The 23,231-nt window shown below is 66.9% G+C and carries 6 protein-coding genes; all 6 read right to left on the bottom strand.

The features are described 5' to 3' along the window. Positions 1-203 precede the first annotated feature (203 nt). On the bottom strand, positions 204-1,445 hold the full coding sequence (locus tag FAS41_RS06175) for an HlyD family type I secretion periplasmic adaptor subunit (protein ID WP_246084819.1): 1,242 nt from the start codon (positions 1,443-1,445) through the stop codon (positions 204-206). After that, positions 1,442-3,550, bottom strand: coding sequence for a type I secretion system permease/ATPase (locus tag FAS41_RS06170; RefSeq protein WP_138520728.1), 2,109 nt, complete (start codon positions 3,548-3,550; stop codon positions 1,442-1,444). Before FAS41_RS06170 ends, FAS41_RS06175 begins: the two co-directional genes overlap by 4 nt. Further along, positions 3,547-4,968 (bottom strand): TolC family outer membrane protein, encoded by a 1,422-nt coding sequence (locus FAS41_RS06165; RefSeq protein WP_138520727.1) that lies wholly within the window; start codon positions 4,966-4,968, stop codon positions 3,547-3,549. Before FAS41_RS06165 ends, FAS41_RS06170 begins: the two co-directional genes overlap by 4 nt. A gap of 385 nt (positions 4,969-5,353) precedes the next feature. Beyond that, complete coding sequence (locus FAS41_RS06160) at positions 5,354-20,947, bottom strand: Ig-like domain-containing protein (RefSeq protein WP_171049448.1); 15,594 nt, start codon at positions 20,945-20,947, stop codon at positions 5,354-5,356. Positions 20,948-21,459: 512 nt separating this feature from the next. Then, on the bottom strand, positions 21,460-21,852 hold the full coding sequence (gloA, locus tag FAS41_RS06155; protein ID WP_017521018.1) for a lactoylglutathione lyase: 393 nt from the start codon (positions 21,850-21,852) through the stop codon (positions 21,460-21,462). Positions 21,853-21,947: 95 nt separating this feature from the next. Then, on the bottom strand, positions 21,948-23,165 hold the full coding sequence (locus tag FAS41_RS06150) for an argininosuccinate synthase (RefSeq protein WP_138520725.1): 1,218 nt from the start codon (positions 23,163-23,165) through the stop codon (positions 21,948-21,950). Between the last annotated feature and the right edge of the window lie 66 nt (positions 23,166-23,231).

Below are 23,231 nucleotides of genomic sequence, written 5' to 3'. Positions count from 1 at the left end.
GGATTCTCCGGCCCGCAGCGCGCTCCTTCTGACTGTGACAAGCGAATGGCGGAAACTGCTTCCGCAATCGACGCGTCCGACGTCGATGCCTCTTGAGTATGAACGCTGTGGTGACTTTCTGATGACAGCCCGAAAAGAAAAACCCCGCCTGGCTGGCGGGGCTTCCGGGCCATCAATGATGGCCGATTGACGCCACCGGAGACTCAGCGCTCGCGCAGTGCCTCGCGGGCCTTGTTCAGCGGCTTCAACAGGTAGTCGAGGATGGTCTTGTTACCGGTGTGGATATCCACTGTGGCGATCATCCCCGGAACGATGTCGAAGCGCTTGCCGTCCCTGTTGGTCAGGTGATCGACGTCGGTGCGGATGAATACCCGGTAATAGAAGACCTCGCGCTTCACCTCGTCCTGGATGGTATCCGGAGAGATGGTCGTGACCTTGCCGTGCAGGCCACCGTAGATCGAATAGTCGTAGGCGGTGATCTTCACCGTGGCGTCCAGTCCGGGACGGATGAAAGCGACGTCGCGCGGCGAGATATGTGCCTCGACCAGCAGCTTCTCATCGACCGGCACAATCTCCATCAGCTTGCCGTCCTGCGGCACGACGCCGCCGACCGTGGTGACCGCGATGTCCTTGACGATGCCGCGCACCGGCGACGTGAAGGTGGTGCGGTGCAGGGCATCCGAGCGGCCACGGGTGACCGAACTTTGTGCCTCGATCTCGGCATTGGCCCTGGCCAGGTCCTCACGGGCCTTGACCACGTACTGGGTCTGCAGCTCGGTGGCCTTGCGCTCCAGCTCGTTGGCCTGGCGCCGCAGGCGCAGTACTTCCACATCGCTGGCGGCGCCACGCGCCACCAGCGGCTGGGTCATCGCCAGCTCACGACGGACCAGACCAAGGGCGTCATTGATGCCCGCCAGGTTCTTCGCCAGGCTGTCCTTGCGCGAGTGATAGAGCGCCGTCTCGCTGCTCACCAGATCGGGGAATGCCTGGACATCGTCAGGGAAGTTCAGCGGCGTGCCATTGACCTCGGCATATAGCCGTGCGGCCTCGGCCTTGGCGGCGCGCATGCGCGAGGCGCTCTCTTCCACCGCCGACTCGCTGCGGGTGCGGTCGAGCTGGGCAAGGACCTGGCCGGCTTCGACCAGATCGCCCTCGTGGACGTTGAGCGAGACCAGGATGCCGCCCTCGAGGGACTGGATGACCTGTTCGCGCGAGGATGGGACCACCTTCCCGCTGCCGGTGGAGACTTCGTCCAGGGAGAACAGGCTGGCCCACACGGCAAATGCGGCGAGCATGGCTGCGATCAGCCACACAACCAGGCTGGAGCGCGGCAGTGGCGGTTCTGCCGGGGCGCCGCGCTGGTGCGCACGCGGAGTGGAAACCGTGGTCTGCGGGATAGCCGGCGGGACGTCCGCCCTGGCTACCGGGAGCTTGAGATCGGTCATTGGGTCAGCTCCTTGAGAACCTTGTCTTTGGGACCGTCCAGCACCACCCGCCCGTTGTCGACGAGGATGATCCGGTCGACCCATTTCAGGACCGGCATGCGGTGGGTTGCGACCACCAGCGTGCGCGGTGCCATCCACGGGCCCATGGCGTCGATCACCTGGCGCTCGGTCATCTCGTCGAAGTTGGCGGTCGGCTCGTCGAGCAGCACGATGGACGGATTGCGGATCAGCGTGCGGGCCAGCAGCAGGGTCTGGCGCTGGCCGCCGGACAGGCCCTGGCCGCCTTCGAGGATCACCTCGTCGAGTCCATCGGGCAGCGCCTGCACGAAGGACAGCGCCCCGGACAGGGACAGCGCCTGGGTGACCATGGCGTCGCTGGCCATCGGCGCGCCGAGCAGGATGTTCTCGCGGATGGTGCCGTAGAACAGCCTCGAGCTCTGCGGCAGCATGGCCATGTCGCGGCGGACGTCGGCGGTGTCGATCATCGCCAGGTCCAGGCCATCCAGCGAGACGCGACCCTCCTGCGGGCTGTGCATGCCCGAGAGCAGGTTGAGCAGGGTCGACTTGCCGGAGCCGATGCGGCCGAGGATGGCGATCTTCTCACCGGCGCGGATCTGCAGCTGCGGCACCATTAGCGCCGGGCGCTTGTCGTTGTCGCCGTAGCGGAAGCTCACACCGTCGAGCTGGTAATTGCCGTTGAGTGCCGCGCGGTGAACCCGGCGGGCACGTTCGGGCTGGTCCACCGGGCGGCTCATCAGTTCGTCCAGGCCCTTGCGCGCGACCTTGGCGGTCTGCCAGCGGGAGAACACCGAGGCCATCTGCGCCAGCGGCGAAATCATCCGCGAGGCGAGGATCGACGAGGCCACCAGGGCGCCGGTGGTCATGTCGCCCTGCATCACCAGGTAGCTGCCCAGGGCCAGCACCAGGGCATAGACGATGCCCTGGACTTCCTGGGTCCAGCTCATCAGCAGGCTGGTGAGGAAGCGCTGGCGCATGCTGATGCCGGCGGACACATCGTTGACGTTGTTCCACTGGTTCTGGAAGCGCGCCTCGGCCCGCAGCAGCTTGATGTCCTCGATGCCCTGCACCGCCTCCACCAGCATCGCGTTGCGCAGCGCCGACTCGCGCATGCCTTCGTTGGACAGGCGTTCCAGCGGCTTCTGGATCAGCAGGCCGGGAATCACCAGCAGCGGAACGGCGCCCAGGGCGACGAACACCAGCGGGCCGCCGACCATCCACAGCACCACCAGGAACAGCAGGAAGAACGGCAGGTCAGCCAGTGCCCCGACGGTGGTCGAGGTGAACAGGTCGCGCACCTGATCGATCTCGCGCAACTGCGAGATGAAGGTGCCGGTGGAGCGCGAGCGTGCCGAGTTGCGCAGGCGCAGCGCGCGGCCGAAAACCACGTCGGAGATGCGCAGGTCGGCGCGCTTGCCGACCGTGTCGGAGATATGGGTGCGCGAGACGCGCAGGCAGAACTCGAAGAAGATCGCCAGCATCACCCCGCCAAACAGCACCCAGAGGGTTGCCTCGGAGTTGGCCGGGACTACCCGGTCGTAGACCTGCATGGAGAAGATCACCCCGGCCAGGGCCAGGACGTTGGCCACCAGCGAGGCGAGCATGACGTCGCCGTAGCGCTTCCAGTCGCGCAGGGCGATGCTCCAGAACCAGTTGCGCCGGTACGGACGGATGTACTGGTCGACGCGCGCGTCGGGCACCGCCACCTGCGGCCGGAGGATCGCCACACGGCGCACCCGTTGGCGGAACTCGTCGACGCCGATGCGGGTTTCCAGGCCCTTGTCACCACTGAACAGCACGCCGAGGTTGCCCTCGCCGTCGATGGTCTGCACGACGCAGACGCTGCCGTCGTCGAACTCTGCCACCAGTGGCAGGCGCCAGGCGTCGAGCAGCTCGACCGAGAGTTTGCCGAAGCGCAGGGCGAGCCCCAGGCTCTTGGCCATGTGCAGCAGCATCAGGTCGGCGGAAGCGCCCTGCTCCCAGGCCAGGGCGACACGCGCGCCCTCTTCGGAGACACCGATGCCGTAGTGGCGGGCGACGGCGAGCATCGCGTCCAGCCAGCGAGCGGATTGCGGAGCGAGGCTCATGGCAGCACCTCCATACCTTGAACGGTGGTGTAGTTCAGGCCATAGAACTCACGGCCACGGCCCTGGGCGTCGACCAGGCCGACCTGGCCCAGCCAGAGGTCATGGCGCACCATTTCCTCGTCGGAGAGTGCCTGGTAGTACTCCTGCTCGGTGTTGAGCAGGTCGAGAATCGAGCGGGTGCCGAGCTTGTACTGCTCGCGGTACAGCTCGCGGGATTCGTCGAGGTTGCGCTTGCGGCTGCCGAGCACTCCCAGGCGCGCGCGGTTGCCGATGATCTGTTCGCGCATATTGCGCATCTGGTCGCTGGCCGACAGGCGTGCGTCCTCGATGCGTTGCCGTGCCGCTTCCAGGGCATTGGTGGCGGCGCGCACCTGGGCACGCAGGCCGCCGCCCTGGTAAAGCGTCGAGGTGAAGTTGAGGCTGATGCTGTTGTCGCTGCCGTGACGCTCATAGGTACTGGGGTTGTCGCCGCTCAGCGCCTTGGTGCTGGCGGCCTCGATACTCACGGTGGGCATGCGGTCGGCCTTGGCGACCCGCAACTGCGCCTCGGCAGTCTGGCGCTCGGCTTCGGCGGCCAGCACATCGGGCAGGATGCTGGTGTCCAGGCGCCGCGCCAGGTCGACGCGGGCGGCCTGGTCGTCGGAGAGCGCGGCGATATCGCCGGAAACCGGGCCACCGACCAGGGTGCGCAGACGCTCCTGCGCCTGGTGGTACTGCGAGCGGATCTGCAACTGGCTGGCACGCGCCGCGTCGACCCGGGCCAGTGCCTGGATCGGGTCGGATCGGCTGGTGACGCCGGCTCCCGCGCGGTCCTGAGTCATGGCATAGACACGCTCCATGGCACTCACCTGCTCATCGGCGATGCGCCCGAGCAGGCGGTAGCGGTGCAGGTCGATGGTCGCCTCGGCGGTCTGCCGGGAAATCAGGTCGATCTGCTTGAGGACCAGCGCCTGCTGCCGGCGCGATTGTGCCTCGGCGCTATCGACGCTGCCGGCGACCTTGCCGAAGTCGTAGAGCAGTTGCGAGACCGACAGTGAGGCAGTCTGGCTGGTGCCGTTCTGGGTGGTATCCCCACGCCCCAGGCCCATTTTCACCTGGGGGTAATAGCCGGAGCGCGCCATGGCGATGCCGTCGCCCTGTTGTGCCAGGGTGGCGATGGCGTCGGCGATGGAAGGGTGGCGGTTGACGGCCATCTGCACGGCCTGATTGAGATCCAGCAGGCGCCGCGCCGCCGGCGCGTCGAGCTCCGGTGTCTGGCGCTGGCCGCCGGTGCGTTCGATCAGCTGGCTGGGTGCCAGGCTGCGCTGTTCGGGGCTGCTGGCACCGAACCAGCCATCATCGAGGACACTGGCGAGCGTTGCGGTGGAGAAACCGGCCAGGCAGAGCCAGGCCAGGGGTCCGAATTTCCAGGCGTTCACCGAGGGCCTCCCGGAGTCAATGGAGGCGCGCCGGTACGGTCTTCCATACTCGTATTCGGGGAACTCGTCCTGGAGTGCCGGCGCGCGTTGGATACGCGACGTTCGTCTGCAGCGCCCGTGGCGGGCGTGGAGAGGTGGGCCTGCTAATGGTCGCCGGGGGGTGACCGGGGAGTGCCCGCTGTAGAAAGAGACCGCTCAGAACGGCCTGTTGCGAATCGTCCGGGCCATTATCCGAAGCCTGCGTCCTGGCAAGAATGAGACGTTTCCTAAACGACAAACGCCCAACCACCGGGAAGCGACGAGCACTCCGGAGGTCAGGCAGAAGAGCCACGGCCTGTGACAAAGCCGAGGGGCGCCGGCCACGCAGCGCCCCTCGCCCCGGTCGTCAGACCACGTTGATGCCGTGCTGGATCAGCAGGTCCGCATTGGTGTTGCTCCCCATGCTCGCGTTGTGCCAGATGTCGTAATCGACGCCGTTCACGTTCTTGCTGCCGCTGACTTCCCAGCCGCCGGAACCGACCGTTTCGGCCAGGTCCACGGTGGAACTGCCATCACCCTTGATCATCAGGTTGGGCACCTCGGCGCTGGTGGTGTCGACCTGCTTGAGCACGTCCGCCAGGCGCAGCGAGAGGGTGTTGTTGCCGCTGCCCTCCTGGCTGCTGCCCAGGTCGAAGATCTCGAAACCCTTGACCCGCGTGCCGTAGCTGGTGAGATCCAGCTGCAGGCCGGAGGCCTCGAACTTCAGGGTATCGATGCCCAGGCCACCGTCGACCCGGGTGAACGTCGTCCCGACCAGACCGATGGTGTCGTTGCCGGCACCGCCCATGGCCACGTCATGCTGCACGCTGGTATCGGTGGTACCAGTGGTGTCGGTACCGATGCCGTGGATGATGTCGTTGCCCTGGCCGCCGCTGATGATGTCCACGCCGTTGTTGATGACGGACGCTCCCGGGCTGGTGGTGCCGGCCCAGATTTCGTCGTCACCGACGGTGTAGCTGTGGGTCAGCAGCGCGATGGAGCCGCTGTAGATGTTGTAGCCACCGGCGTTGGTCGCTCCGGTGTCGCTCTGCCAGACGCCGTAGCCATAATCGGCGATGCCGTCGCCATTCCAGTCGCCCATGGCCAGGCCGGTACCGGCATAGTCATTGGCGTTGACCCCGGTGTACTTCACCGCCAGCCCGGCCGCGACCAGCGCGTCCAGGTCGGTATTGGCGTCGAAGCTGCCGTCGGCGCGACCGTACACCAGGTACACCGCGCCACGGTTGGTGACGCCGTTGTCGTAGCCGGGCATGCCGATCAGGAAGTCGTCGATGCCGTCGCCGTTGACGTCACCGCCAGAGCTGACCGCATAGCCGAGCTGGCCATTTGCGGTGGTCGTCGAGCCGCTGATGGCGGTGCCGTTGCTGCTGCTGGAGATGATGAAGCCATCGCTGCCATTCAGGTTGCCCAGCTTGATGTCAGCCCAGGCTACGCCGGCCTCCTTGCCGTAGATCACATAGACACGGCCCGGTGCGGAGGTATCGGCGGCACTGTCACCCCAGCCCGGCGAACCGATGGCGAAGTCTTCGATGCCATCGCCGTTGATATCACCGATGTTCTGGATCGAGGAGAACTCGGCATACCACTGGCCAGCGTTCAGCTCGCCGCCACCCTGGTCCACCGTCGCGCCCCCCAGCCACTCGCCGGTTTCCGAACCCACCAGGCGCACGCCCTGGTCGGGTGTCAGGTTGGCCAGGTTGTAGCTGTTGCCCAGGCCGTTGGCGCTGCCCCAGATCAGGTAGGCGGTGCCGCTGTTGGTAACGGTACTGCCGGTCAGCCCATTGGTACGTGGGGCGGTGACGATGTAGTCGGCATAGCCATCGCCGTTGACGTCGCCGATGATCTTGATCACCGAACCGAGGTCGGAATCGGCATCGGGCGCATAGGTGGTGCGCACGTTGGTCTGGTTCTCGACGCGCGAGCCCAGGGTGGACGAGGTCGCACCAGTGGCGTAGTAGAGGCCACCCGGATCGGCGTCGCTGGCGTAGTTGCGCAGCAGCAGGTTGCTCCAGGCGGAACTGCCCGCATCCCCGGCATGGCCATAGAGCACTACATACATGCCGTTGCCGCCGTTGCCGTCGGGCGAGCCGATGATCAGATCGGCGTAGCCGTCGCCATTGATGTCGCCACCGCTGATGCTGTTGGCCGGCCAGCCACCGGTGTTGTTGTTCTTGATCACGAAGCCATTGGCGGTGGCGCCATTCTCCAGGCTCTGCAGATCGAGGGTGCTGAGGGTGTTGCCTTCACGACCGAAGATTATGTAGGCGCGGTCGTTGAGCGTGCCGGTGATGGCGAAGTCGTCATAGCCATCGCCGTTGATGTCGCCGAGGTTGGTAACCAGTTGCCCCTGGATTCCGGAGTCGCCCCCCGTGCCGGTGACACCGCTCTGCTTGATGCGGAAGCCCTGGTCGGGTGTCAGGTTGTCGATGTTCTTCAACGACGGCAGGCCATTGGCGCTGCCGTAGAGCACATAGATGTCCGACTGGTAGGCCGCGGTGGAGCCATAGATGTCATGCGGCGCGGAGACCACGAAGTCCTCGTAGCCGTCGCCATTGAAGTCACCGATGGACGACATCGACAGGCCGAGGCCGTCGGCGGCCTGGGTGCTGGAAGCCACCGACGGCGTACCGGCCACGTCGATGACCAGCCTGGCATCGGCATTGTTGTCGAGCAGGCCGACCTGCGAGCGGTTGCCCGCTTCGTCCACCAGCACCGCCTTCATGTTGTAGCTGCCATCGAACATCGACGGCAGCGTCACGTTGAAGGTGCCGCCGGTACCGTTCATCGTCAGCGCCAGGTCCTGGGCGTAGAGGACATCGCCCTCGCCATAGACGCCGTCGCCGTTCTTGTCGTCGAACAGCATCACGGTGATCTTGCCCGCCGCGGCAGCCGCAGCGTCCGCCGCGGAGAGACCGGCAACAGTGCCGGTGAAGCTCGGCGTCATCACGCTGGTCTTGTTGTCGGTGGTGCTGCTGCCATTGTCGCTGGCGGTATCCAGGTCGAGGACGAAGCTGGTGAAGGTCGGCGCCTGGGTGTCGATGCTCAGGTCGTGCTGGGCGCTCTGGCCGATGTTGCCGGCGTCGTCCACCACCCGCACAACCACGGTGTAGCTGCCGTCGGCGATCACCTTGCCGGTGTTGTCGAAGCGCCAGTCGGTGCCATTGACCTCGGCACGCTGCCAGGTCTGGCCGCCATCCAGGCTGATCTCCACGCCTTCGCCGGCGCCGAGGGCAACGCCCAGCTTGCCGGAGAACACCAGGGTGTTGTCGTTGGTGATGAAGTCATTGCCCTGGGCGCCATTGTCGTCGCTGATGGCGTCGAGGGTAATGGTCTTGTCGGCGCTCGGTCCGTCGGTATCGATCTGCACGTTGTGGCTGGCGCTGTTGCCGACGTTGCCGGCATCGTCGACCACCCGTACCTGCACGTCGTACACCGCGTCACCCAGTACCTTGCCCGTATTGTCGAAGCTCCAGTCGGTGCCGTTGACCTCGACGCGCTGCCAGGTCTGGCCACCGTCGAGGCTGATTTCCACACCCTCGTCAGCCGCCAGGTTCTGGCTCAGGTGGCCGTGGAACAGCAGCGTATTGTCGTTGGTGACGAAGTCGTTGCCGAGGTAGCCGTTGTCGTCGCTGATGCCATCGAAGCTGATGGTGAGGCTGGCGGACGGACCCTGGGTATCGATCTGTACCGCCTGGCTGCCAGCCAGGCTGACATTGCCTTCGCTGCCGACCACGCGGGCCATGAACACATAGTCGCCATCGCCCAGGGTGGTGCCGCTGTTGTCGAAGACATAGGTGCCGTTGCCCTGATCGACGGCGTCGTGCCAGGTCTGGCCGCCGTCGATGGATATCTGCACCTTGTCGCCGGCGTTGAGCTGGCCGTCCACGGTGGCGCTGACCACCAGGGTGTTGTCGTTGGTGATGAAGTCGCCGCTGTTCAGGCCGTTGTCTTCGGAGATGCCGCTGACAGTCGCCAGCGCGTAGTGCGCACTGCCGCTGGCGCTGCTGTTATGGGCGGCGTCAGTGGCTACGGCGCTGACCTCGCCGCTGCCCTGGGCTCCAGCGCTGGTAACGCTGTAGGTGCCCGCGGCGCTGGCGGTGACGGTCTGCTGCGTACCATCGGGGAAGGTCACGGTGACGCTGCTGCCGGCTTCGGCGTTGCCGCTGACCACCAGGGTGCCGTCGGCATTGGCGTTGACCAGCACGCTGGGAGCGAGCGGCGCGGTGCTGTCGGCGTAGTCCGCGGAGGCGGACGTACCGGTGTTGCCGGCCGCGTCGGTGGCAGCGGCGCTGACTTCGCCAGTGCTCTGCGGGACGTGGGTAGTAACGCTGTAGCTGCCGTCGGAACCGGCAATGGCCGTACCGGTAGCGCCGCTGGGGAAGGTCACGGTGACGGTGCTGCCCGCCTCCGCGCTGCCGCTCACGGTCAGGCCGCCATCGGCGTTGACCGTGATGTTCACGCTCGGCGCACCTGGTGCGGTGGTGTCGGTGAAGTCTGCGGTGGCAGCCGGGCCGACGTTACCCGCCAGGTCGGTGGCGCTGGCGCTGACTTCGCCGCTGGGCTGGCCAACCGGCGAGGTGACGCTGAAGCGGCCATCGGTCCCGGCGGTCACCGATCCGCTGGTGCCATCCGGGTAGGTCACAGTGACGCTGCTGCCCGCTTCGGCGCTGCCGCTGACGGTGACGCTGCCATCGGCATTGTTCACCAGCGGGTCGAGCACCGGCGCTTGCGGCAGGCTGGTGTCCGTGTAGGCGGCGGTAGTGGCCGGACCGTTGTTGCCGGCTGCGTCGGTCGCCAGGGCGCTGACGTCACCGCTGGTTTGCGGCACATGGGTGGTGACGCTGTAGCTGCCGTCGGTGCCGGCGACTGCCGTGCCGCTGGTGCCATCCGGGAAGGTTACGGTGACAGTGCTGCCCGCCTCGGCCGTACCGCTCACGGTCAGGCCGCCATCAGCGTTCGCCGCGACGTTGGCGCTCGGCGCAGTCGGCGCTGTGGTGTCGGTGAAGGTGGCAGCAGACGACGGGCCGTTGTTGCCGGCGGCATCACTGGCACTGGCACTGACCTCACCGCTGGGCTGGCCGACCGGCGAGGTGACGCTGAAGCGGCCATCGGAGCCGGCGGTTACCGATCCAGTGGTGCCATCCGGGTAGGTCACAGTGACGCTGCTGCCCGCTTCGGCGCTGCCGCTGACAGTAACGCTGCCATCAGCATTGTTCACCAGCGGATCGAGTACCGGCGCCAGGGGTGCGGTGTTGTCGGTATAGCTCTCGACCGTCGACGCACCGGCATTGCCGGCGGCATCGGTGGCCGATGCACTGACATTCCCACTGGTCTGTGGAACCGTGGTGGTCACGCTGTAGCTGCCGTCGGAACCCGCAGTCGCGGTGCCGGTGCTGCCATCCGGGAAGGTCACGGTGACGCTGCTGCCCGCCTCCGCCATGCCGCTCACGGTCAGGCCGCCATCGGCATTGGCCGTGACGTTCACGCTCGGCGCCAGCGGCGCAGCGCTGTCGGTGTAGTCCGCGGTACCCGCGCCGCCGGTATTGCCGGCGGCATCGGTGGCGGTCGCGCTGACTTCACCACTGGTTTGAGGAACCGTCGTGGTGACGCTGTAGCTGCCGTCGGAACCCGCAGTCGCGGTGCCGGTGCTGCCATCCGGGAAGGTCACGGTGACGCTGCTGCCCGCCTCCGCCGTGCCGCTCACGGTCAGGCCGCCATCGGCATTGGCCGTGACGTTCACGCTCGGTGCCAGCGGAGCACCGGTGTCGGTGTAGTCCACCGTAGCGGCGGCGCCGCTATTGCCCGCTGCGTCGGTAGCGGTCGCGCTGACCTCACCGGAGGTTTGTGGAACATGGGTAGTGACGCTGTAGCTACCGTCGCTGCCCGCGATCGCCGTACCGGTGCTGCCGTCCGGGAAGGTGACGGTGACGGTGCTGCCCGCCTCCGCCATGCCTGTCACGGTCAGGCCGCCATCGGCGTTGGCGCTGACGTTCACGCTCGGCGACTGCGGCGCGCCGGTATCGGTGTAGCCCACCGTGGCGGCGTCTCCGGTATTGCCGGCGCTGTCGGTCGCCGTGGCGCTGACTTCACCCGTGGTCTGCGGCACCGTCGTGGTAACGCTGTAGGCACCGTCGCTGCCGGCGGTCGTGGTGGTACTGCTGCCATCCGGGAAGGTCACGGTAACGGTGCTGCCCGCCTCCGCGCTGCCGCTGACGGTCAGTCCACCGTCGGCATTGGCGCTGACGTTCACGCTCGGCGCATCCGGTGCGGTGGTGTCGGCGAATTCGCCGGTGGCCGACGGGCCGGTATTGCCCGCCTCGTCGGTGGCCTTGGCGGTGACATCGCCGGTGGGCTGCCCCGCCGGCGAGGTGATGCTGAAGGTGCCATCGCTGCCCGTGACCACAGAGCCGGTGGTGCCGTCCGGGAAGGTCACGGTCACGGTGCTGCCCGCTTCGGCGCTGCCGGTGAGGGTGACGCTGCCATCACCGTTGGTCACCAGCGGCTCCAGTTCCGGCGCCAGCGGTGCGGTGCTGTCGGTGTAGGACTCGACCGTCGGGGCGCTGGCATTGCCAGCGGCATCGGTGGCGCTGGCGCTGACGTCACCACTGGTTTGCGGGACGTGGGTGGTGACGCTGTAGCTGCCATCGGTGCCCGCGGTCGCCGTGCCGGTGCTGCCATCGGGGAAGGTCACGGTGACGCTGCTGCCCGCCTCCGCGCTGCCGCTGACAGTCAGGCCGCCATCGGCATTGACGCCGACGTTCACGCTCGGCGCCAGCGGTGCGCCGCTGTCGGTGTAGTCCACGGTGGCCGCGGCGCCGGTATTGCCGGCGGCGTCGGTCGCGCTGGCGCTGACCTCGCCTGTGGTTTGCGGAGTGCTGGTGGTAACGCTGTAGCTGCCATCGCTGCCCGCCGTGACGGTGTCGGTGGAGCCATCCGGGAAGGTCACAGTGACGCTGCTGCCCGCCTCCGCGCTGCCGCTGACGGTCAGGCCGCCGTCGGCGTTGGCCGTGACGTTGACGCTCGGAGCCTGCGGGCCCTGGGTGTCGCTGTAGCTCTCGACCGTGGGCGCGCCGGTGTTGCCAGCGGCATCGGTGGCGCTGGCGCTGACGTCACCGCTGGTCTGCGGGACGTGGGTGGTGACTTCGTAGCTGCCATCGCTGCCGGCGGTCACCGAGGCAGTCGAGCCGTCCGGGAAGGTCACGGTAACGGTGCTACCCGCCTCCGCGCTGCCGCTGACGGTCAGGCCGCCATCGGCATTGGCGCTGACGTTCACGCTCGGCGATTGTGGCGCACCGGTGTCGGTGTAGCCCACGGTGGTGCTGTCGCCTACGTTGCCAGCCGCGTCGCTGGCGCTGGCGGTCACGTCGCCACTGGTCTGCGGTACGTGGGTGGTGATGCTGTAGCTGCCATCGCTACCCGCCGTGGCGGTATCGGTAGAGCCATCCGGGAAGGTTACGGTGACGCTGCTGCCCGCCTCTGCCGTACCCGTTACCGTCAGGCCGCCATCGGCATTGGCCGTGACGTTGACGCTCGGGGCATCCGGCGCGGTGGTGTCGGTGTAGCTCTCGGTCACCGAGGCGCCAGTGTTGCCGGCTTCGTCGGTGGCGTTGACGCTGATCTCGCCGCTGGGCTGGTTGTCCGGCGAGGTGACCGACCAGGATCCGTCTTCACCCGCTACCACGGAGCCGGTAGTGCCGTCCGGGTAGGTGATGGTGACGGTGCTGCCCGGCTCGGCGCTGCCGCCGACTGTAATGCTGCCGTCTTCGTTGGTGACGACCGGGTCGAGGACCGGCGCTTGCGGCGCAGTGCTGTCGGTGTAGGCCTGGGTGGTGGCATCGCCGGTGTTGCCGGCGGCATCGGTGGCGGTTGCACTGACCTCACCGCTGGTCTGCGGCACCTGGGTGCTGATGCTGTAGCTGCCATCGCCGCCTGCCGTGGTGGTCGCGGTGCTGCCGTCCGGGAAGGTCACGGTCACGGTGCTGCCCGCCTCCGCGCTGCCGGTCACCGTCAGACCGCCATCGGCATTGGCCGTGACGTTGACGCTCGGCGCGTCCGGTGCGGTGGTATCGGCGAATTCGCCGGTGGCCGACGGGCCGGTATTGCCGGCTTCGTCGGTGGCCTTGGCGGTGACATCGCCGCTGGGCTGGCCGGCGGGAGACGTGAGGGTGAAGCTGCCATCCTCACCGGCCACCACACTGCCGGTGGTGCCGTCGGGATAGGTGACGGTCACCGTGCTGCCCGGCTCGGCCGAGCCGCCAATGGTGAGGCTGCCGTCTTCATTGGTGACGAGCGGATCGAGTACCGGCGCCAGCGGAGCAGTGCTGTCGGTGTAGCTCTGTGCAGTGGCGTCGCCGGTGTTGCCGGCGGCATCGGTGGCGGTCGCGCTGATCTCGCCGGAAGTCTGCGGAACCGTGGTGGTCACGCTGTAGCTGCCATCGGAGCCGGCGATGGCTGTACCGGTGGTGCCATCAGGGAAGGTAACGGTCACGGTGCTGCCGGCTTCCGCCGTGCCAGTCACGGTCAGGCCGCCATCGGCATTCGCCGCGACATTCACGCTCGGTGCATCCGGCGCGGTGGTGTCGGTGTAGCTCTCGGTCACCGAGGCGCCGGTATTGCCGGCTTCGTCGGTGGCCTTGACGGTGAGGTCACCGCTGGGCTGATTCTCCGGCGAGGTGATCGACCAGGAGCCGTCTTCACCCGCTACCACGGAGCCGGTAGTGCCGTCCGGGTAGGTGATGGTGACGGTGCTGCCCGGCTCGGCGCTGCCGCCGACGGTGACGCTACCGTCTTCGTTGGTGACGATCGGGTCGAGTACCGGCGCTTGCGGCGCGGTGCTGTCGGTATAGGCCTGGGTGGTCGCGTCGCCGGTATTGCCAGCGGCATCGGTGGCGCTGGCGCTGACCTCACCGCTGGTCTGCGGCACGTGGGTGGTGATGCCGTAGCTACCATCGCTACCTGCCGTGACGGTGTCGCTGGAGCCATCCGGGAAGGTCACGGTAACGGTCGAGCCCGGCTCGGCGCTGCCGCTCACGGTCAAGCCGCCATCGGCGTTCGCCGTGACAGTCACGCTCGGCGCTTCCGGTGCGGTGGTGTCGGTATAGCTCTCGGTCACCGAGGCGCCGGTGTTGCCGGCTTCGTCGGTGGCATTGACGCTGATTTCACCGGTGGGCTGGTTCTCCGGCGAGGTGATCGACCAGGAACCATCTTCACCGACGACTACGTCGCCGGTGGAGCCATCCGGATAGGTCACGGTCACGGTGCTGCCCGGTTCGGCGCTGCCGCCGACGGTGACGCTGCCGTCGTCATTGGTGACGATCGGGTCGAGTACCGGCGCTTGCGGCGCGGTGCTGTCGGTGTAGGCCTGGGTGGTGGCGTCGCCGGTATTGCCGGCGGCATCGGTGGCGCTGGCGCTGACCTCACCGCTGGTCTGCGGTACGTGGGTGGTGATCCCGTAGCTACCGTCGCTACCTGCCGTGACGGTGTCGCTGGAACCGTCCGGGAAGGTCACGGTAACGGTCGAACCGGGCTCGGCGCTGCCGCTCACGGTCAGGCCGCCATCGGCATTGGCCGTCACATTGACGCTCGGCGCTTCCGGGGCGGTGGTGTCGGTGTAGCTCTCGGTCACCGAGTCACCGGTATTGCCGGCTTCGTCGGTAGCCTTGGCGCTCACGTCACCGCTCGGCTGGTTGATCGGCGAAGTGATGCTGAAGCTGCCGTCTTCGCCCGCCACGACGCTGCCGGTGCTGCCATCGGGATAGGTGACAGTGACGGTGCTACCTGGCTCGGCGCTGCCGCCAACGGTGACGCTGCCGTCGTCATTGGTGACGATCGGGTCGAGTACCGGCGCTTGCGGCGCGGTGTTGTCGGCGTAGCTCTGAGTCGTGGCATCGCCGGTGTTGCCAGCGGCGTCGGTCGCAGTGGCGCTGACCTCACCGCTGGTCTGCGGCACGTTCGTGGTGACGCTGTAGCTGCCATCGGAGCCGGCGGTTGCCGTACCGGTGGAGCCATCCGGGAAGGTCACCGTCACGCTGCTGCCGGCTTCCGCCGTACCCGACACGGTCAGGCCGCCATCGGCATTGGCCGTGACAGTCATGCTCGGTGCATCCGGCGCGGTGGTGTCGGCATAGCTCTCGGTCGCCGATGGACCGGTATTGCCGGCCTCGTCGGTGGCATTGACGCTGACTTCGCCGCTGGGTTGGTTCTCCGGCGAGGTGGTCGACCAGGAACCATCTTCACCCGCCACCACGGAGCCGGTGCTGCCGTCGGGGTAGGTGACAGTCACCGTGCTGCCCGGCTCGGCCGAGCCGCCGAGGGTGATGCTGCCGTCTTCATTGGTGACGATCGGATCGAGTACCGGCGCCTGCGGCGCGGTGCTATCGGTGTAGGCCTGGGAAGTGGCATCGCCGGTATTGCCGGCGGCGTCGGTCGCGGTCGCGCTGACCTCACCGGTGGTTTGCGGAACCGTGGTGGTGATGCTGTAGCTGCCATCGCCACCAGCGGTGCCCGTGCCGGTGGAGCCATCGGGGAAGGTCACGGTCACCGTACTACCCGGCTCGGCGCTGCCGCTGACGGTCAGGCCGCCATCGGCATTGGCGGTGACTGTGACGCTCGGCGCCTCCGGTGCGGTGGTGTCGGCAAACTCGCCAGTAGCCGACGGGCCGGTGTTGCCGGCCTCATCGGTGGCGCTGGCCGTCACATCGCCGCTGGGTTGGCCAGCCGGAGACGTGAGGGTGAAGCTGCCGTCTTCGCCGGCCACCACGGAACCCGTGCTGCCGTCGGGATAGGTCACGTTGACCGTGCTGCCTGGCTCGGCCGAACCGCTGACCGTGATGCTGCCGTCGGCATTGCTCTGCAGCGGGTCCAGGGCCGGCGCTTGCGGTGCCGTGTCGTCGACATAGGCAAGGGAGGCCGAATCGCCAGTATTGCCGGCTTCGTCGGTGGCAGTAGCGCTGACCTCACCGCTGGTCTGCGGCACCTGGGTGGTGACGCTGTAGCTGCCATCGGAGCCGGCGGTTGCCGTACCGGTGGAGCCATCCGGGAAGGTCACCGTCACGCTGCTGCCGGCTTCCGCCGTGCCAGTCACGGTCAAGCCGCCGTCGGCATTCGCCGCGACATTCACGCTTGGTGCATCCGGCGCGGTAGTGTCGGTGTAGCTCTCGGTCGCCGAGGCCCCGGTATTGCCGGCTTCGTCGGTGGCGTTGACGCTGATCTCGCCGGTGGGTTGGTTCTCCGGCGAGGTGAGGGTGAAGCTGCCGTCCTCACCGGCCACCACGGAGCCGGTGCTACCGTCCGGGTAGGTCACGGTCACCGTACTGCCCGGCTCGGCGCTGCCACCGAGGGTGATGCTGCCGTCTTCGTTGGTGACGATCGGGTCGAGTACCGGCGCTTGCGGTGCAGTGCTGTCGGTGTAGGTGACGCTGGTCGAGTCGCCGCTATTGCCGGCGACGTCGGTCGCACTGGCGCTGACCTCACCACTGGTCTGCGGCACCGTGGTGGTGACGCTGTAGCTGCCATCGGTGCCAGCGGTTGCCGTGCCGGTGCTGCCATCGGGGAAGGTCACGGTGACGGTGCTGCCCGCTTCCGCCGTACCCGTCACGGTCAGGCCGCCGTCGGCATTGGCCGTGACATTGACGCTCGGCGCTTCCGGGGCGGTTGTGTCGGTGAAGCTTTCGCTGACCGACGGGCCGGTGTTGCCGGCCTCATCGGTGGCGTTGACGCTGATTTCGCCGGTGGGTTGGTTCTCCGGCGAGGTGATCGACCAAGAGCCGTCTTCACCGACGACTACGTCACCGGTACTGCCATCCGGGTAGGTGACGGTCACGGTGCTGCCCGGCTCGGCGCTGCCGCCGACGGTGACGCTGCCGTCCTCGTTGGTGACGATCGGGTCCAGAACCGGCGCTTCTGGCGCGGTGCTGTCCGTGTAGCCCTGGGTGGTGGCGTCGCCGGTATTGCCGGCGGCGTCGGTCGCAGTCGCGCTGACCTCACCGCTGGTCTGCGGTACATGGGTGGTGATTTCGTAGCTGCCGTCGGGGCCGGCGGTGGCCGTGCCGGTGCTGCCGTCGGGGAAGGTGACGGTGACGGTCGTGCCCGGCTCGGCACTACCGGTCACGGTCAGGCCGCCGTCGGTATTGGCGGTGACGTTGACGCTCGGCGCTTCCGGGGCGGTGGTGTCGGTGAAGCTTTCGCTGACTGACGGGCCGGTATTGCCGGCTTCGTCGGTGGCGTTGACGTTGATGTCGCCAGTGGGCTGGTTTTCCGGCGAGGTGATCGACCAGGAGCCGTCTTCACCGACGACTACGTTGCCGGTGGAGCCGTCCGGATAGGTCACAGTCACGGTGCTGCCCGGCTCGGCGCTGCCGCCGATGGTGATGCTGCCGTCGTCATTGGTGACGATCGGGTCCAGAACTGGAGCCAACGGCGCGGTGCTGTCGGTGTAGCCCTGGGTGGTCGAGTCACCGCTGTTGCCGGCGGCGTCGGTCGCGACGGCGCTGACATCGCCGCTGGTCTGCGGCACGTTCGTGGTGACGCTGTAGCTGCCATCGCCACCTGCCGTAGCGGTGCCGGTGGAGCCATCCGGGAAGGTCACGGTGACGGTGGTGCCCGGTTCGGTGCTGCCGGTGACAGTCAGGCCGCCATCGGCGTTGGCGGTGACGTTGACGCTCGGCGCTTCCGGCGCGGTGGTGTCGGTGTAGCTCTCGGTCACCGAGGCCCCGGTATTGCCGGCTTCGTCGGTGGCGTTGACGCTGATCTCACCGCTGGGCTGGTTGTCCGGCGAGGTGACCGACCAGGATCCGTCTTCACCGACGACTACGTCACCGGTACTGCCATCCGGGTAGGTGACGGTCACGGTGCTACCTGGCTCGGCGCTGCCACCAACGGTGATGCTGCCGTCCTCGTTGGTGACGATCGGGTCCAGAACCGGCGCTTCTGGTGCGGTACTGTCGGTGTAGGGGAAAGTGCTCGAGTCGCCGGTGTTGCCGGCCGCGTCGGTCGCGGCTGCACTGACGTCACCGCTGGTTTGCGGGACGTGGGTGGTGATCTCGTAGCTGCCGTCACTGCCGGCGGTGGCCGTGGAGGACGAGCCATCCGGGAAGGTCACGGTGACGGTCGTGCCTGGTTCGGCGCTGCCGCTCACGGTCAGGCCGCCATCGGCATTGGCCGTCACATCGACGCTCGGCGCTTCCGGGGCGGTGGTGTCGGTGAAGCTTTCGCTGACTGACGGGCCCGTATTGCCGGCTTCGTCGGTGGCGTTGACGTTGATGTCGCCGGTGGGTTGATTCTCCGGCGAGGTGATCGACCAGGAGCCGTCTTCACCGACGACTACGTTGCCGGTACTGCCATCCGGGTAAGTGACGGTCACCGTGCTACCTGGCTCGGCGCTACCACCGATTGTGATGCTGCCGTCCTCGTTGGTGACGATCGGGTCCAGAACCGGCGCTTGCGGTGCAGTGCTGTCGGTATAGGTGACACTGGTCGAGTCGCCGGTGTTACCGGCTGCGTCAGTCGCGGCGGCGCTGACCTCACCGCTGGTCTGCGGCACGTGGGTGGTGATTTCGTAGCTGCCGTCGCTGCCGGCGGTGGCCGTCGCGGTCGAGCCATCCGGGAAGGTCACGCTAACGGTCGAGCCCGCTTCGGCACTGCCGGTTACGGTCAGGCCGCCATCGGCATTAGGCGTGACGTTGACGCTCGGCGCTTCCGGCGCAGTGGTGTCGGCATAGTTCTCGGTCACCGAAGCTCCGGTGTTACCCGCTTCGTCGGTGGCGTTGACACTGATTTCGCCGGTGGGCTGATCTTCCGGCGAAGTGATCGACCAGGAGCCGTCTTCACCGACGACTACGTTGCCGGTGCTGCCATCCGGGTAGGTGACGGTGACGGTGCTGCCTGGCTCGGCGCTGCCGCCAACGGTAATGCTGCCGTCTTCGTTGGCAATGATCGGATCGAGTACCGGCGCTTGCGGTGCGGTGCTGTCGGTATAGGGGAAAGTGGTCGAACCACCGGTATTGCCGGCCGCGTCGGTCGCGGCGGCGCTGACCTCACCGCTGGTCTGCGGTACGTGGGTGGTGATTTCGTAGCTGCCGTCGCTGCCGGCAGTGGCCGTGGCGGTCGAGCCATCCGGGAAGGTCACAGTGACGGTCGAGCCCGCTTCGGCACTGCCGGTGACAGTGAGGCCGCCATCGGCGTTGGCGGTGACGTTGACGCTCGGCGCTTCCGGCGCGGTGGTATCGGTATAGCTCTCGGTCGCCGAGGCGCCGGTATTGCCGGCTTCGTCGGTGGCGTTGACGCTGATGTCGCCAGTGGGCTGGTTCTCAGGCGAGGTGAAGGTGAAGCTGCCATCGTCACCCACGACCACGGAGCCGGTGGAGCCATCCGGATAGGTCACGGTGACGGTGCTGCCCGGCTCGGCGCTGCCGCCAACGGTAATGCTGCCATCTTCGTTGGTGATGATCGGGCCCAGGACGGGAGCACCGGGCGGGGTGCTGTCAGCGAAGTTGTCGGTAGCGGCCGGGCCGGTGTTGCCGTCCAGGTCGGTCGCAGCCGCGCTGACCTCGCCGTTGGGCTGCGGATTGACGGAGGTCACCGCGAAGGCGCCGTTCGCATCGGCGACCGTGGTACCGGTGGAGCCGTCCGGGAAGGTCACGGTGACGGTGCAGCCGGGCTCGGCGTTGCCGCAGACGGTGACGGAACCATCCTCCAGGGCAATCAGCGGATCGAGCAACGGCGCATCCGGCGGGGTGCTATCGACGTATGCCAGGTTGCCGGGCTCACCGGTGTTGCCGTAGATGTCGGTGGCGGTGGCGCTGACTTCGCCACTGGCCTGGGGCGCATGGGTAGTGATGCTGTACTGGCCGTTGTCGTCAGCCATGACATTACCCACCGAGCCGTCCGGGAAGGTGACGGTGACGATGCTGCCGGCTTCGGCGCTGCCACTGATGGTGAGGCCGCCATCGGTGTTCTCGGTGACGCTGATGCTCGGCGCGGCCGGCGGAGTGGTATCGACATAGGGCAACTGGGTGCCGGGGCTGGTGTTGCCGGCGTCGTCGGTGGCGCTGGCGGTCAGCTCGCCCGAGGGCTGGTCGGGCGGAGAGGTCAGGCTGTAGCCGCCATCTTCGCCAACGACGACACTGCCGGTGCTGCCATCCGGGTAAGTCACGGTCACGGTGCTACCCGGCTCGGCGTTACCGCTGACAGTCACGCTGCCATCGGTGTTGGTAGTCACCTCGATGCTGGGTGCGCTCGGCGCAGTGGTGTCGGTGTAGTCGACATGGGCATCGCTGCTGTTGCCCTTGCCATCCTCGACGTGAATGTCCACGCCGCCGCTGGTCTGCGGCGAAGAGGTGGAAGCCTGGTAGTGACCGTTGGCATCGGCCACCACGGTCGTGCTGGAACCATCGGGGAAGGTCACGGTAACGCTGGCGCCGGGGCTGGTGGTGCCACTGACGACGAGGCCGCCCGCCTCGCCTGCCTGCAGCTCGGCGGTAGGAGCCTTGAGCCCGCTGCTGCCGTGATGACCGCCACCGCCGCCACTATTGGAGGCCGCAACACCGCCTGCAACCAGGGCCAGGCCGCCCAGCACCCAGGGCAACGCCCCCTGATCGCCACCTTCTGCTACCAGCAGAGACTCCACCGAGTCGACTTCGCTGTAACTGGCGAAGACCGAGCCTTCGTCGTTGACCTCGGCAACCCAGTAATGGCCGTCACCGCTGTCGAGTACCAGATCGCTGTTCGGCTCACCGGCCGCCCCGAAGAACCCGTGGATGACGATCGTCTCGCCGTCCAGGGTCTTGATCACCAGGGCATTGCCTTCGCGGGTCATGCTGAGGACCTGCTCCTTGCTCAAGGCCAGCTTCACGACTGAGGGTGCGCGAAGGGTCAGGTCAGCCTGGTTGATCTCGGTGGCCGCGTGGGTCGCCTTGTCGATTACAACGATTGTTTTAGCCATGATGGGCCTCGGAACTCGGCAGTCAGGGGAAAGCTGCGGCAGGGCCGCTGCCATTCCCGGTCACAAGGGCGGCCGCAAGCCGACAGGCTTGCGGACCTTCTTCAACCACGGGGTTCGGAGACGCATCGCAGCGACCGGCAGACGAGGGCCGGCGGGGAAGGAAAAGCGATTGGTTATTGGAATTGGGCGTCGAGGGACCGAAGGTGCAGCCGGCCGGCCAGCTTGGCGGCGTCGGGGAGCAACCCGTGGATACTGGCTGAAGTATCCGTAGCAGCGTTCTTCGCGGACATCAGATGATTCCTAATCCCCCAGGCGCCGGGAGCAGCCTCCGAAAAGGCACTGCACGGTGTCTGCCTCGGGCATTGCGCCCGACGAACGAGAGCCCGCACGAGATAACCTGCGAACTTTTGTCGCCCCAGGCAGGCTCGGGCGCCCTTCCTGGCCAAAGGCTCGACTTCCCGCGCCGGAAAAGAAAAACCCCGCTCGAGGCGGGGTTTCCGAGGACTGGAAGGTCAGTCCTTGCGCTGCGGCGACAGCAGTTCGATCTTGTAGCCGTCCGGGTCCTCGACGAAGGCCAGGATGCTGGTGCCGTGCTTCATGGGGCCCGGCTCGCGGGTGATCTTGCCACCACGGGAGCGGATGTCCTCGCAGGCCTTGTAGACGTCGGCCACTTCCAGGGCGATATGGCCATAGCCGGTGCCCAGCTCGTACTTGTCCACACCCCAGTTGTAGGTCAGCTCGATGACGCTGTTGTCGTCCTCGTTGCCGTAGCCCACGAAAGCCAGGGTGAACTGGCCGTCCGGGTAATCCTTGCGGCGCAGCAGGGTCATGCCCAGGACTTCGGTGTAGAAGGCGATGGATTTGTCCATGTCGCCGACGCGCAGCATGGTGTGCAGCAGTCTCATCGGTTCTTTCCTCATCAGGTGCCCGGTTGACGGGCTTATAAACACAAACCCCGGCTCGTGGCCGGGGTTTGCTTGTCACGGGAGACGCAAGCTTATCAGAACAGCTTGCGGCCCTTGTTCGCGGCGATACGCATGCGCAGCGCGTTGAGCTTGATGAAGCCAGCGGCATCGGCCTGGTTGTAGGCGCCGCCGTCTTCCTCGAAGGTCGCGATGTTGGCGTCGAACAGCGAGTCGTCGGACTTGCGGCCGACCACGATGACGTTGCCCTTGTACAGTTTCAGGCGCACGACGCCGTTCACGTGTTCCTGGGAGGCATCGATCATCTGCTGGAGCATCTCGCGCTCCGGGCTCCACCAGTAGCCGGTGTAGATCAGCTTGGCGTAACGCGGCATCAGCTCGTCCTTCAGGTGAGCGACTTCGCGGTCCAGGGTGATCGACTCGATGGCACGGTGCGCCTTGAGCATGATGGTGCCGCCGGGGGTCTCGTAGCAGCCGCGGGACTTCATGCCGACGTAACGGTTCTCGACGATGTCCAGTCGGCCGATGCCGTTGGCGCCGCCGATGCGGTTCAGCTCGGTCAGTACCTGCGCCGGGCTCATGTCCTTGCCGTCGATGGCAACGATGTCGCCCTTGCGGTAGGTCAGCTCGATGTAGGTCGCCGCGTCAGGAGCCTTCTCCGGGGAGACGGTCCACTTCCACATGTCCTCTTCGTGCTCGGTCCAGGTGTCTTCCAGCACGCCGCCTTCATAGGAGATGTGCAGCAGGTTGGCATCCATGGAGTACGGCGATTTCTTCTTGCCGTGGCGCTCGATCGGGATGTTGTGGGCTTCGGCGTAGTCCATCAGCTTCTCGCGGGACAGCAGGTCCCACTCGCGCCAGGGAGCGATCACCTTCACGCCCGGCTTGAGCGCGTAGGCGCCCAGCTCGAAACGCACCTGGTCGTTGCCCTTGCCGGTGGCGCCGTGGGAGATGGCGTCAGCGCCGGTGGCGTTGGCAATCTCGATCAGGCGCTTGGCGATCAGCGGGCGGGCGATGGAGGTACCCAGCAGGTACTCGCCTTCGTAGACGGTGTTGGCACGGAACATCGGATAGACGAAGTCGCGGACGAACTCTTCTCGCAGGTCCTCGATGAAGACCTCTTTCACGCCCATCTGCTTGGCCTTGGCGCGGGCCGGCTCGACCTCCTCGCCCTGACCCAGGTCGGCGGTGAAGGTCACCACTTCACAGTTATAGGTATCCTGCAGCCACTTCAGAATTACGGAGGTGTCCAGGCCACCGGAATACGCCAGGACTACCTTCTTCACGTCCGCCATGCCACTCAACTCCACGGGGGTTGTCACGAAAGGGGTCGATTCTACTGTCCGCTCGGAATAATTTAC

Origin of the sequence: Pseudomonas nicosulfuronedens (assembly GCF_005877905.1) — a bacterium.
GTDB classification, from domain to species: Bacteria; Pseudomonadota; Gammaproteobacteria; order Pseudomonadales; family Pseudomonadaceae; genus Pseudomonas; species Pseudomonas nicosulfuronedens.
This window is presented reverse-complemented; position numbering and strand designations above follow the sequence as displayed.